This window comes from Anaerotignum faecicola, assembly GCA_024460105.1.
Taxonomy (GTDB): domain Bacteria; phylum Bacillota; class Clostridia; order Lachnospirales; family Anaerotignaceae; genus JANFXS01.
The window spans coordinates 195,210-209,202 of record JANFXS010000001.1; the positions used below are offsets into that span (position 1 = coordinate 195,210).

A 13,993-nucleotide genomic window follows, 5' to 3' on the forward strand; every position below is an offset into this window, starting at 1 on the left:
TACGGAGCGCCCACTAAGCACGCGTGGACTGCAAAATTCAGCCGGCTCTAAGCCGCCGCTATCAATCCTATTTCAGATACTCTTCCTTGACATACTGGATTGTATTTGGATTTGTAATAAGACAGCTTATCTCTTTTTGTTTAGTCTTGCCGCCGTTAAAAAGCCAGTTTAAAGAACCTATAAACAGAAATCTGTCGTCTGCCAGCAGAAGCTTTACATGGGACGGCGGTTCATATTTTTTGACAAAAAAGAAAAATTGCACTGTTCCGTAAAAACGTCAATTCCTATATCGCTCTTTACAGCGCCGCAAAACATATTATCATATAAATCATACTCGCAAAAATATGAAATAAGCTTCTTAAAACACGCCATACCAACGCCCCCATTTACTAAAACTCGACAGCATGGATAATAAATATTTTACAATAACATGCAAAGCTAAACATAAATATCCCGCTGCTCCAGCTATGCGTCCCACTGCTTTCAGTTGTATTTTAACTTGCAGAACAAATTCAAAAAAAACAAATCGGATAAGCTCCGCTACAAAATCATCCGTTTCAAATAACCTTATATAAAAGCCTGTTTCGTCATTAAATATATCTTGCTATATTTCCGCTTTATCAGATATATGTAAGCTTTATTGTCATGAAATATATAATTATAATGAACTGAGCTGAATTTTCCTGCTTTATGCCGCTATTTTACCACAATTTGTCACCCAATGTCCACGTAAAATTTATTACTTCCGTCCGCAGTATTATCGTAGCACGATGATATTATTATAAAAATTGCAAGCGGGCGTTCATGTATATATTCCTTATTTCCATTACTATACCGATGTCCCTGACACGGCAGTCCCTTTTGAAAAATACGCGCCGTTCTTTTTTCACTTAATTATTAAATGCATATTCGTCATTTTCTTTTTAAAGCAGTTTTCGAAACAAAATAAAGCTATTGCAATCTATTTACGCCGCGTCTTACGGAGCCTGAATTTAGCCTTAAATATAATTCGATATATTATGGCAAATTAGATTTATAAACCGTATTCTATAAATAAACTAACAAAACTGAAAATAATATGATATACTTTTATATCATCATTATTAAGGAAGGGATTTTATGTCTAACAAAACAAAAGGAATATTATATATTATAACAGCAGCGTTCTTTTTTGCTCTAATGAACACGTTTGTCCGTCTTTCAGGCGATTTGCCGCCTATGCAGAAATCTTTTTTCAGGAATTTTATAGCTTTTTTTGTGGCGCTGTTCCTGCTTTTAAGAACGGAAGAAAAATTTTCATTTAAAAAAGAAAATCTGCCGTTTTTTATATTCCGTGCATTTTTTGGCACAATAGGCATATTCTGCAACTACTATGCCATAGACCATCTGCTTTTATCCGACGCGACAATGTTGAATAAATTGTCGCCGTTTTTTGCCGTTATTGCATCATACTTTATACTGAAAGAACGCCTTTCTTTATCGCAGGCGCTTTGTATAATAATAGCCTTTATAGGAAGCCTTTTTATTATAAAGCCCGGCGCCGGCGGACTTTCCGCAAGCTTTCCTTCTTTTATAGGGCTGATAGGAGGCATTTGCGCCGGAACCGCATATACGTTCGTAAGGCTTTTAAGCAAAAAAGGCGAACGCGGGCCGTTTATAGTATTCTTTTTTTCAGGCTTTTCATGTTTGGCGTCCATACCGTTTTTTGCATTTAATTTTCACCCAATGACATTATTCCAGATTATTTATCTAATATGCGCCGGCCTTGCCGCTGCCGCCGCTCAATTTGCAATAACGGCGGCTTACTCCAACGCCGCTGCAAGTGAAATTTCCATATACGACTACACGCAGGTCATATTCTCGGCGTTACTCGGTTTTATACTGTTTTCGCAGGTTCCCGATATGTACAGCATTTTAGGGTATATAATAATATGCAGTGTATCAATGTTTAATTTTATTAAAGCAAACAAAAAAACGCGTATATACATGAAAAAAGCTTAAAGTCAAATCTTGTAAAAATTTTATGGCGCAATAAAAACATAAAACGCGCCTTATGCAGTATTTTCTGTATAAGGCGCCTCCATATTGCATATTTATTTTAAAAATCCGTCACTAAAGCGGCGTTAGACATTACCCGTAAAGTTTTCAGAATTCTGCCCCGAAGCCTAGAGTCTTTTAAACACTTCCTTAAAAAGCTTCCAGAACTTCTGTACGGAAGATATAGTTACATATTCCCCTACTGTATGTAGATTCCTTATATCGGGTCCGGCTGCAATCATATCAACATATTCCGGGATTTTTTTGCCTATAACTCCACATTCAAGACCTGCATGCAGCACAAGTATTTTTGCCTTTTTACAAAACAACTCCTCATAAACGGAAGAAAAAAGGTCTATAATCTTTGACTTCGGATTAAATTCCCATTCAGGGCAGTTTGACATTATTTCTGTTGTGCCTCCCATCATTTCCGCAAGACGTATAACTTTATAATATGTATCCATATATATACTTTCCACCGAACTTCTTGTCATTGTAAGAATAACGGCATTATCGCCTTCCAATCGCACCGTACCAACGCTTACCGAGCTTTCGACTCCTTCAAGTTCAGCGTGCATCCTTATAATTCCGCACTCCGAAAACATTATAAAATCGTTAATCCTATTTTTTGAATCCTCATTAAGCGTTGTCCCGTTTCCCTTGATAATTCCAGCTGTTACATATAAACCGGGTTCCGTTGAATAATACTCGGCCTTAAATGCACCCTCCATTTTGTTCACAATGTCAACAGTCTTTTTAATATCGTTTTCTCCTACATAGATTACGGCGCTTGCCTCCCTTGGAATAGCATTATATTTAAGCCCTCCGCTTATATCCGAGAGGCTGTAAGCCACTTCCCTTCCGACTGCCGCCAGTATCCGGTTAAGAAGTTTATTGGCATTTGCCCTTCCTCTGTGAATATCTTCGCCCGAATGACCTCCCATCAAACCTTTAACACTTATATGCAAAGCCTTCATACCGTCTACAGCTTTTTCCTTTACTATTGGAATTTCAATCCTTATAACAGGCCCGCCTGCACTCCCGGCTATAAATATACCCTCGTCGTCAGCATCAAGATTTACAAGCGTCCTTCCTTTGAGAAGCCCTGTATCAAACGCCTCAGCGCCTGTCATCCCGCGTTCTTCATCGCTTGTGCATACTATCTCAAGAGGCGGATGGCAAGCCGTTTCGTCAGCAGCCAGCGCAAGAGCAAACGCAATTCCAATGCCGTCATCCGCACCCAAAGTTGTTTCTTTTGCAATAATTTTATCATCCTCTACTTCAAAACTTATAGGTTCCCTCGTAAAATCGTGAGAAGTCCCTTCATTTTTTTCACAAACCATATCCATATGCCCTTGAATTATAACCACAGGCTTGTTTTCATAACCTTTTGTTGCAGGAACCTTTAAAAGGACATTTTTTGCCTCATCCTTGTAATATTCAAAGCCATGGCTTTGTGCAAATTGAAACAAATATTCGCATACCATTTCCTCATTGCCTGAATCCCTTGGTATCCTTGTAAGATCTTCAAAATATTTAAAAACAAGTTTCGGTTCAACATCGTCTAAAATTCTTTCCATAATAAGTTGCCTCCTAAAAAATAAAATCAAAAAAGGATAACCGTGGCTGCCGCAAGCACAACTATTGTAGCCACTACTATAAACAACAGGAATTTTCCTACAAACTTAATCCATACAGAATATGGCGTTTTTGTCATAGCAAGCACTCCCATAAGAAGCCCACATGTCGGCGCTATAAGGGCTATCATTGAATTAGCGGCAGCATACGCTATAACAACAATTTCCCTTCCGACATTCGCAAAGTCCGCCAAAGGAGCCATAATCCCCATTGAAAGCGTAGCAAGCGCCGAACTTGACGGCACAAAGAATGAAAGTACTAGATATACAATATATGTAGCCGTTGAAAAAACAACCGTCGATGTACCCGTTAAAAACTCTTCGCCGGCATGCAGTATGGTATCAGTAATCATAGCGTCGTTCATTAGCACTGTAACTCCCCTTGATACCCCTATAATTATCGCAACCCCCAGAAGGTCTTTTGCCCCTCCGATAAAAGTATCAATAAAATCTTCCTCACACATCCCTGCTATGACAGCCACGATAATGGACGCTACAAGGAATACTCCGGAAAGCTCTCCGAACCACCAATGCATTGTAGGTATAAAAGTAATTCCCAGATCTTCCCACGAAAGCACTCCCCAAAGCATAACAAGAAATGAAATAATAAATACCGCCATTACAAGTTTCCTTTTAAGCGTAAATTCGGGAAGGACATCATAGTTTGCATTCTTGAGAAAAAATTTCCTGTTCTCCTCAGAATGTTCATAGACAAGTGATTTTGTCGGATCTTTACGCACTTTTTCGGCATATCTCATTGTAAATATTATTCCAGCCGGGATATAAATTAAGAGAAGTATTATTCTGATTCCTATGCCTTCGCCCATAGATATTCCCGCAAAACGGCTTGCAATAGCAACGGCAAACGGGTTTGCAATGGAAGCCATAACCCCAAGCGCCGCGCCCATTTTAATAACGCTCAATCCAACCAGTGTGTCATACCCTGCCGCAAGCAACACAGGAATTAATACCGGGAAAAACGGAAGCGTTTCTTCCTCAATGCCAAATGCCGCCCCAGCAAAGCTGAAAACAAGCATGAGTATGGGAATAAGAAGTTTTTCCTGCCCCTTAAGCTTTCTGATAATATGGCCTATAGCCGCGTCTATAGCTCCCGTTTTCATAACAACCGCCAGAAAACCGCCTATAACCAATGTGTACAGTATAATATCAACAGAATCATAAAAACCGTTAATCGGGGCAAGTATAATTGCGCCAATCCCCTGTGGATTTGATTCTATGGCATGATATGTGCCTGCTATAGGCTCAAGTTTAGCGGCTGTCGGATCGACATACTCATAAGCCCCTCCAGGCAACACATACGAAAGTATCGCTACCGCAATCATAATAGCAATAATAATTAAATATGACGATGGCATTTTGAACTTTTTCTTTTCATTCATAATAACACTCTCCTTAATAACATAAGATAATAAAACTTCAATACCACGCCATATTATTAAGCAAATTAAATGCCAAAAAAAAAGCGGCTGCCCGTTCTGCCATAAAGATCCGCAAATATTATTTTGTTTTTAAATTCTTATTTCGCATTTATTCAAAAAAATTTATTATAAAATATGCTATCCTTTTGTTTTGAGTTATTTTCAACTCGATTTTTAAAAAAAATAAGTCAAAATCAACTTATTTTAATCTTGTTTCTAACATATAAGTTGTTTTTGACTCATTTTTTTACAATAATCCTAATTCTACTATGGCATTTGCATAAATCTCCGACATTTTAAGAAGGCTGTCAATCTCTATGAATTCATTAACCCTATGCCAAGCCTGATTTCCACCGGGGAAAATAGCTCCAAACGCCGCAACATTAGGAATAACTTTTGAATAACTGCCACTGCCGCTTACCAACGGATCCGTTTTGTCTTTTGTTACCTGCCTATATGCTTTCAAGAGCGCTTTTATTAAAAAATGTTCCTTTGGAAAGTAAACAGGATCCCAATATGAACATTCAAACTCATCAAAACCGTTGGAATTAAACACCTCTTTCAGCGCATTTGCCGATTCTTCAAAATCGCATGTGACGGGATACCTTATATCCAGCCTCACGCGGGCTTCCCTTCCATCATAATCAATTATGCCGAAATTTACCGTAAATTTCCCAGAAAAACCGTCTTCAAAATTCACTCCCAGCTTTTCCCCATATATGTCGAATCCCAAGTAATTGTTTAAAAAAGCAATAAGTTTTCTGACTTTTCCTTTCCCAAAATGTATGCGGTTTAAAAAGCTTATCAGAGGGCATATGGCGTTAATTCCCATTTCAAGCGCCATACTGTGGGTTTCCATACCGTATGATTCTATTATAACGCCGGTTTCTACAATCCTTACAGACATGTTATGCCTTGTTTCGCATGCAAATAAAGACAGCGTATTTACTATTTCCATTTTTCTTTCCGTTTCAAGGAAAGCTTCGCAGTAACCTGGAACCGTATTTTCACAAGTCCCCCCTTTTATATAAATAATCCTTTCTTCTTCCTCCTGTTCAAAAACCCCTCTGTACTCCATCATGGCAAGACCTTTTTCAGCGTAAACCGCCGGAAAATGCCCGTCAAGCGTAAATCCCGCTATAGGAGGTTTTTCCTTTTTAAGATAGTATTTCATATCCTCATAATAACGTTCTTCATCGGTTCCTATTATAAACCTGACTTTTTTATTAAGTTTTTTCCCACTGTCTTTAACGGCTTTGAGTGCATAAAGCGCGGCTATGAGAGGGCCTTTGTTGTCCATTGTCCCTCTGCCGTAAATCTTTCCATCGATAATCCGCCCTTCAAAAGGCGGAACCGCCCACATATCACCTGCCACACATATATCTACATGCGATATAACGCATACATACAAATCCCCTTCCCCATATTCAATATAACCGCAATATCCGTCAAGCATCTTAACTTTAAAGCCCATGCTCTCAGCCAAAGCAAGCACATACTCAAGGGCTTTGTTCATATCCTCGCCAAAAGGCATACCAACAGTTCCCTTTTGTTTAACGCTTGGTATCCTGATAAGTTCCTGAAGCGAAAATATCATATTATCTTTTTCATTTTGTATCATTTTTTTCAATGTCATAAATTCATTTCCACCCGCCAGTCAATATAAAATTTATATTAACAACAATTATATCAAATACAAACTTTAAGTATATAGTTTAATACAAAATATTTATATTATTAAGCCGCTTTGACTTTATGCAAATAAATATGATAAAATAAATTTTTAAAACAGTTGTCACATTTAGTTTTAATGGGGGTGCAATTTTGTCTGATAATTTATTTTTATTTGAAAACATCTTAAACGCTATCGGATATTACATATGCGTTTACGACAAATACGGCTGTATAAAATACTGTAATAAAGCCTTTAAAAACGCATATCTGCATGGATCCGACACATTTTCAGGCAAACACTTTTCTAAAATAAAAAGCCGCGAATATCAAAATATTACGGGAATTCCAAATATACTTATAACACATTCAAAATCATCTGTTCAAAAAAAAGTTGAAAACAACGGCACATTTTATATTGATACGTCGCCGTGCTTTAACAATGACGGCAGTATCGATTACATAGTTGAAACCATTGCTTCTCCATTCAAAGCTCCTGTACTCCCTTTAAAAGAAGATGTGCCTAATACGCCTGCAACAGATATATTCCTCGGAGATGTAAAAATGAAAGGCATACTTGAAACAATAAACAGGATTTCAAAATTTGATTCCACCATACTTATCACAGGTGAATCTGGAACCGGAAAAAGCATGCTTGCAAACTTCATACATTCAAAAAGCAAACGATGCAACATGCCTTTTGTGACGATAAACTGTGCCGCAATACCAGAAAACCTTATTGAATCCGAGCTTTTTGGATATGTCCCCGGCGCTTTTACCGGCGCAAGCCCAAAGGGCAAAAAAGGCCTTGTCGAAATAGCTGACAAAGGGACGCTTTTTTTGGATGAAGTAGGACTTCTTCCACAAAACTGCCAAGCAAAGTTTCTTCAGCTTATCCAGGAAAAAATATATACGCCCATAGGTGCGGTAAAACCAAAAACAACCGACATACGCATTATATCCGCAACTAATTTAAATTTAAAAAAGGAAATCTCTGAAAATAAATTCCGCGAAGATTTATATTACCGTTTAAGAGTAATAGAATTCTACATGCCTCCTTTAAGCGAACGTCCCGACGCAATAGATCCGCTTATCGATTATTTTTTATGTCAATACAACAGAATGTATAGTATAAACAAGTCTCTTTCACCAAAAGCCCGGGAAATACTCCACAGCTATACATACAAAGGCAATATCCGTGAGCTGCAGTATATAATTGAACGGCTTATAGTAACATCCGCTGAAAACCAGATAATGGCGTCGGATATGCCAAACCTCGCTGAAACCGAACCGACGCCGCAAAACAATTCTATAGAAAATATGGACTTTGAAACTGCAGTCGAAAACTATGAAAAAGAAATACTGTTAAAATATTTTGCTAAATATAAAAGCACCTATAAAATAGCTGCCGCCCTCGGCATAACCCAATCAAAGGTATCAAGGCTTATGAGAAAATACCAAATAAACTAAGCCTTTTCAGGCGTTTTATAAATAGAACTGCGGAGCTCAATAAAAGCCCCGCATTTTTGTTTGCCGCCATAATCCTAAAATCTGTTTTTATGTTATTCCCACTATGAAATCAGAAATTAAAATCATTATCTCCGATGAACCGTATTTTCAATTTATATATAGCCTTTTCTGCAATCCGCTTAAATTAATTCCGCCTTTTAAACTTAAATGCCGTAACAAGCCCTGACATTAAAACTACAGCCGATACTAAAATCAATATTATTGCCGCCTTATCATTTTGTCCGTCCTGCATATCCAGTTCGGGAATATTTCCGGTTACATTTAAAGATGTTCTGTTCTTTGGTTTTATATCTGAAGCCGCATTTCCCCAGTTTCCGTTCTGCATGTTAAATTTGTCCGCCACACTATTCCCATCTCCGCCGCCCGTCTGCATATTGCCGTCTATTGAAACCGTTTGTTCTGCCTGTATTCCGCCGTCAACCGCATCATATTCTCTTTTATTAAAATAGTTATTTTCCGTAGAATTTTCCGTTTTGTTTTCCGAATTTTCAAAATCAGGATTGTTTTTCCAAAATGGATTAAAATTTTGTTCTTTTACGTTTTCAGGGTTCCCTATTCCCGCTCCCATGGACCCCATGGCCGAAATGTCAATATCATAAGATCCGATAAACGGATCGTTTTCATTTTCGCTCCCCTCTTGTACAGACGGTATACTTCCGTCAAGCTGTCCCCTAATGCTTTGCGCCCTCGCAATGGAAAATTCTTTGAGGACATTGAACCCTTTTTCAAATTCATCATATGTGCAGAATTTTGTAGGATCTTTTTGTACATAGGGCGAAATCATGCTGTACACAGAATCCATCATTTCTTCAAAATAACCGCTTTCAAAATATCCCGATATAAATTCATCAAAATAACTGTGATACGTCTGCGTATACCGTTCATCTGCAAATATCCATGCAAGCATCGGACGCGACTCCACAGTACCGCCAAAAACAGGCGTATCAATAGGATAATTTATAAGGCTTTCCGCGTCAATAGACGACTGAAACCCTCCGAACGCAAGATTATAGTCCCAAGGTATCATAGAAAGTTTTCCGTCTTTCTCATATAAATAGTAATTATGGATTATGGAACCTGTATAGCTGTCAAAATTACATACAAAATTATGAACGACAAAATATCTGATAACTTCATCGACGTCAACCACATTTTCAATATCTGTATTTTCATTAAGCAGTTTAATGGAGTTTATAAGGCGTTTTTTGTCTGCATCATCAATATCTGTTTTTGCATTGTCAAATATGTTGCCGTAACTTTCAAACTCATCGTTTGTGTATATAAGGGAAACGTCGTCCCCTCCCATTACGCCGCGGTTTTCATGGAAAGGCGCGCCGTTTTCCCCCTCACTGTCCGTTTCTGAAAATCCGTGCTCAAAGCCTTCTTCCACCGCGGCGACGCTTTTGTCCTCCGCTGTTTCCCCCTTTTCATTAGGAATATCTATTTCTTCCGTTACGGTATCAGCCGTTTCTGCCCGCTGTCCGCTCGGCCCGTCAATATTGCCGCTTTCTTCATGCGACGGCATTTCTGCCTTCATCAAGTTTTCAAAGTTGTGCTGCGCTTTATCTTTAAATCCGTCTTTATTTCTTTCAGGGCCGCCGCCTATATTTGTGCTGTCAGGTTTATAAATCTCGCCGTAATCACTTCCGTAATTGCGTTCAAGGAAACTTTCTTCAACTCCTTCAACTGCAATATAAAGCCCCCATTCCTCTCCGTTGACAGTTATATATACAAAACTGCAAAGCGGAGCGTCAACCCCAAAATATCCCATCATTTGGTATGTAAGGTAATCCTTCATATAAGTATTGTCCTGAATTACATTATTGAGCACCAGTTTATCGAGTCCGTGGTAAGTTTTCGTATCGTCATAGTGGTCGAACTCAATTTTAAAGCTGTATCTGTTATTGCCGTATGCCGCAACCTGCATTAACGAGGTGTTTCCCTTAGCCCTTATAGCTGCATTTTTGTAAGACTCGCCGTCAATTACAATGGCACATTCCGCATATTCTTCATTTTCACACGTTTCAATGAAACTTTCCCAGTCGTCCATAACAATATCCAGCGTGTGTACATATGAATCGTTAAATATCCTGTCCTCATAACCCATTTTGCCGGCGGACGTTTCTATTCCAAACTTTTCACCGTTAATAAAAACAGCGGTTAAAGCAATTACTGCGGCAATGGCAATACAGCATACTTTGTCAATATACTTGTGTGTAGACATCCGCATGCCCCCTTATCCCATATAATCGCCGTTATAGCTTACAAGCACCGCGCTGTTTACCCCCTCCAATTCAGAAACGGCATTAATAAAATCCGTGCCGCCGTCTTTCAGCCTTATTTCAAGGTTAAGTTCTACAGAACCTTTTTGGACGGTCTTGCTTTTAACAACGCATCTTTGCACCATGCCTTCAAGAAATTCCATTACGGCTTTTTCGCTTTGACTGCCACAGCAGTTTATGACAATTATATATGGGTTTAAATATGATTTTTTGTTGCTGAATATAAGAAGGATAAGCCCTATAACAACGCTTCCTATTACGGCAAGAGGAATCATCCCCGCTGCAAGCACAATGCCTACCGCTATCGACCAAAAAAGGAAAGCTATATCAAGCGGTTCTTTAATAGCCGTACGGAAACGCACAATAGAAAGCGCGCCTACCATACCTAGAGAAAGCACTACATTGCTTGTTACCGCCAGTATTACAACCGTTGTTATCATAGTAATGGCAACGAGCGTGACTCCGAAGCTTGAAGAATACATTACGCCTGTAAATGTTTTTTTGTAAACCATAAATATAAAAAGCCCAAGTCCAAACGCAAGCGTTAATGCCAAAGCCATATCAAATACGCTTATACTCGCAACATTTTCAAGAAAGCTTGATTTAAATATATCATTAAAAGTCATATTAATCCTCCTTAATACTATCATCCATATATACGGCAGGCGGCATATTTTGAAAACGCTGTTGTCCGGCGGCCGTCAAGCTGTATTATATCTTTTATTACAGACGGAAGAAACTCATCCCATTTTACTTCAAGTATTATATATTCCCTTCCTGCGGGAACAGTTACGCAATCCGGATTCAGAAAATCCGTACATCCAAGCCCTGTCCTTATGCTGTAATCTATAGTAACCCTAACATTGCCGGGAGAATATACAAATGCTTCCCGCGTATAATCGACTATTGTCTTTGGACGCAGGCCCTGACTTTTCATTTTGCAGTAAAGTTCTTCAACCGTCCCTCTCCCGCTTTCAATCATCCAGTCTGTTATCCCATCTACTATAAGCTGAGCTTCCTTTTTTGAAATCACGGCTTTATCCTTTTTGCCAAGCCCGTTGATTTTACTCTTCTTTTCAAGATGTATAAACGAAGTGTCGTCGTTATAATACCTTATGCGGAATTTTTCACGCCTGTTAACGCCGTCTATTTTCTCTCTCAAAGCTTTATCCGAAGGGCTGTCAAAATAAAGGCTTCTGATTTTATACCGGCCGTCAACGGAGTTTCCGTCCGTTTTTGCCACCGCCCTGAGCCTTTGGCGTACCGCTATCATATCGCATATATTTATTTCATGTTTCCATTCATGCCTAAAATCCATATGGCATCAGTCCTTTTCTTTAATTTTACTTATATTTTACACCCCCAACCTTAACCGTAACTTAGAAAAAAATACCCGCGCCGAACAAAAGCGCAGGTATTGTGTTAACAATTTGTTAATTCAGATTCTTACTTTAAAAGAAATTTCATTTCCTTTCCTATATTCGGCAGTAATTTCTCCTTTTTGAATTTCAACTATAGCCGCCGCAACCGAAAGTCCGACGCCATATCCGCCGTTTTTCTGGGTTCTCGCGCTGTCGCCCCTGTAAAAACGGTCAAAAAGTTTTTCCGGACGCCCTTCCGGCAAAAAACTGCATGTATTTTTAATACAAAATTCGGCCCCGCTGTCATTCCTTTTAAGCTCAATGTCTATACGCCCACCCTTATCCGTATATTTGGCGGCATTATCAAGAAGTATCGAAATCAACTGTATTATATTTTCCTTATTCGCGTATACGGCCACATCCTGTTCTATATCGGCTTTAATTTCCGTGTCGTTAAGCTCCGCAAGCTCATAAAAAGGTTCCAGCATTTCGGCAAATAACCCGCTTAAAGAAAATCTCTCCCGCGGGAAGCCGCCGCCTTCGTCCATTTTTGCAAGTGTAAGCAGGTTTTTCATAAGTCTGTCAAGCCTTTCTGTTTGAGATCTTATATTCCTGCTCCATTTATTCCCGCCGTTGTGCAGTTCCATAGCGTCGACATTAGCCATTATGATGGCAAGCGGGGTTTTTATTTCATGTCCGGCATTTGTAACAAACTGTTTTTGTTTTTCAATATTTGCGGCTATTGGGAATATCGCTTTTTTTGAAAGCGCCGCTACAAGAAGAAGCATAAGCGTCCAACATAAGATACCCACTGAAACGGAAATAACCATTACGATAAATATAGAGTACAGCTGTGATGAAGTATCAAGGAACACTGACATAATCTCACCGCTTACATTTTCTGTCACCTTATATTTAAATCTGCCTTTGCTCCCGCTTTTCCTTCCACCGCTCAATATTTCATCTGCAATTTCTTCCGCTTCCGCCGGCGTTACCGATGAAATACGGCTTACGTCAGTTTTTATTATATTTCCGTCGGAGTCTGAAAAAACAATAAAATACCTTGCCGACATGGCGTCGTCTTTGTCAATAGGCGGAGCAAAAAAATTCGGTTTCCTGCCTTCGCCGGGGTTTATTTTCGGAGGAAACATTCCCATGTTTTCCGTAAGGGCCAAAATCATTCCGTCGCTTTGCTTGTCCGTTATATAATAGTTTGCAGCGTTGATTGCCCCGACTAATACAATCAGAAGTATTGACACTGCCGACATTGCAGTTATTATAAACTTTTTTTGCAGGGTTTTTATCATACCGCGGCCTCCAAAGTATAACCTATATTCCGTTTGGCTTTAATCTCAACCTTCCGGCTTAGCGACGATAATTTTTTCCTTAAATACGATATATAAACCCAAACAACCCCTATTTCCGCATCCGTATCATATCCCCAAACTTTGGCAAGCAGATCTTCAGATGAAAGGTACCTTCCCTGATTCAGCATTAATATCTCCATAAGCCTGTATTCAAGATTTGGCAGCACATATGATTTTCCGCCGCCGCTTAATTCGTAACTGTGAAGGTTAAGGGATACATCGCCGCATGTGAGTATATCCGGCGTAAATTCTTCACGACGACGCAGCATAGCTCTTACCCTTGCCAAAAATTCTCCCATTGCAAATGGTTTCGGCAGATAATCGTCGGCGCCGAGATCAAGGCCATATATCCTGTCCTCAATTTCGCTTTTTGCCGTTAAAAGTAATACCGGCGTATATATACCGTCTTTTCTGAGCTGCTTTAATACCTCAAGCCCGTCTTTTTTCGGCATCATAATATCCAGTATAATTCCATCGTAATGCTCCGCACGAGCGTATTGCAAAGCCTCTTCCCCGTCATAAACGGCGTCAACCGTATATTTATGATACTCAAGTATATCCACAACCGCCTCTGACATAGCCTGTTCGTCTTCCGCAAATAACAGTTTCATATCAAATCACCCTTTTATATTATATCACGCAAACCTTAGCAAAAACTTAGAATATATA

The 13,993-nt window shown here is 39.2% G+C and carries 11 protein-coding genes; 2 read left to right on the forward strand and 9 right to left on the reverse strand.

Features of this window, described 5'->3' with window-relative positions; all coding sequences use genetic code 11:
- Nucleotides 1-213: 213 nt before the first annotated feature.
- Nucleotides 214-372, reverse strand: coding sequence for a hypothetical protein (locus NE664_00880; protein ID MCQ4725215.1), 159 nt, complete (start codon nt 370-372; stop codon nt 214-216).
- Between the two features lie 747 nt (nt 373-1,119).
- Between NE664_00880 and NE664_00885 the strand changes: the two genes are divergently transcribed.
- The gene (locus NE664_00885) at nt 1,120-2,001 is read left to right on the forward strand and encodes a DMT family transporter (GenBank protein ID MCQ4725216.1); all 882 of its coding nucleotides are present in this window, start codon (nt 1,120-1,122) and stop codon (nt 1,999-2,001) included.
- Nucleotides 2,002-2,165: 164 nt separating this feature from the next.
- Here the strand turns inward: NE664_00885 and pepD are convergent, their stop codons facing one another.
- The 3 genes from pepD to pepV all read right to left on the reverse strand — a co-directional run bounded on the left by pepD (nt 2,166) and on the right by pepV (nt 6,749).
- Nucleotides 2,166-3,617: a beta-Ala-His dipeptidase gene (pepD, locus tag NE664_00890; GenBank protein ID MCQ4725217.1), complete on the reverse strand. Its 1,452-nt coding sequence runs from the start codon at nt 3,615-3,617 to the stop codon at nt 2,166-2,168.
- A 26-nt stretch (nt 3,618-3,643) separates the two neighbouring features.
- Nucleotides 3,644-5,074, reverse strand: coding sequence for a YfcC family protein (locus tag NE664_00895; protein ID MCQ4725218.1), 1,431 nt, complete (start codon nt 5,072-5,074; stop codon nt 3,644-3,646).
- Between the two features lie 286 nt (nt 5,075-5,360).
- Entirely contained in the window at nt 5,361-6,749 is a 1,389-nt protein-coding gene (pepV, locus tag NE664_00900; GenBank protein MCQ4725219.1) for a dipeptidase PepV, read from the reverse strand.
- A gap of 188 nt (nt 6,750-6,937) precedes the next feature.
- On the opposite strand from pepV, the gene NE664_00905 reads away from it, so the two are divergent.
- Nucleotides 6,938-8,254 carry a sigma 54-interacting transcriptional regulator gene (locus NE664_00905; GenBank protein ID MCQ4725220.1) on the forward strand — a complete coding sequence of 439 codons (1,317 nt, stop codon included), beginning with the start codon at nt 6,938-6,940 and terminating at the stop codon, nt 8,252-8,254.
- 184 nt (nt 8,255-8,438) lie between these two features.
- Here the strand turns inward: NE664_00905 and NE664_00910 are convergent, their stop codons facing one another.
- The 5 genes from NE664_00910 to NE664_00930 form a co-directional block, all read right to left on the reverse strand.
- Nucleotides 8,439-10,538, reverse strand: a complete 2,100-nt coding sequence (locus NE664_00910) for a CotH kinase family protein (protein MCQ4725221.1) — start codon at nt 10,536-10,538, stop codon at nt 8,439-8,441.
- A 12-nt stretch (nt 10,539-10,550) separates the two neighbouring features.
- Nucleotides 10,551-11,222, reverse strand: a complete 672-nt coding sequence (locus NE664_00915; protein ID MCQ4725222.1) for a DUF4956 domain-containing protein — start codon at nt 11,220-11,222, stop codon at nt 10,551-10,553.
- Nucleotides 11,223-11,242: 20 nt separating this feature from the next.
- A complete protein-coding gene (locus NE664_00920) occupies nt 11,243-11,914 on the reverse strand; it encodes a polyphosphate polymerase domain-containing protein (protein MCQ4725223.1) in 672 nt (223 codons plus the stop codon).
- A 120-nt stretch (nt 11,915-12,034) separates the two neighbouring features.
- A complete protein-coding gene (locus tag NE664_00925) occupies nt 12,035-13,264 on the reverse strand; it encodes a HAMP domain-containing histidine kinase (GenBank protein MCQ4725224.1) in 1,230 nt (409 codons plus the stop codon).
- The gene (locus NE664_00930) at nt 13,261-13,935 is read right to left on the reverse strand and encodes a response regulator transcription factor (protein ID MCQ4725225.1); all 675 of its coding nucleotides are present in this window, start codon (nt 13,933-13,935) and stop codon (nt 13,261-13,263) included. The genes NE664_00925 and NE664_00930 overlap by 4 nt, the downstream gene beginning before the upstream one ends.
- Nucleotides 13,936-13,993 lie beyond the last annotated feature (58 nt).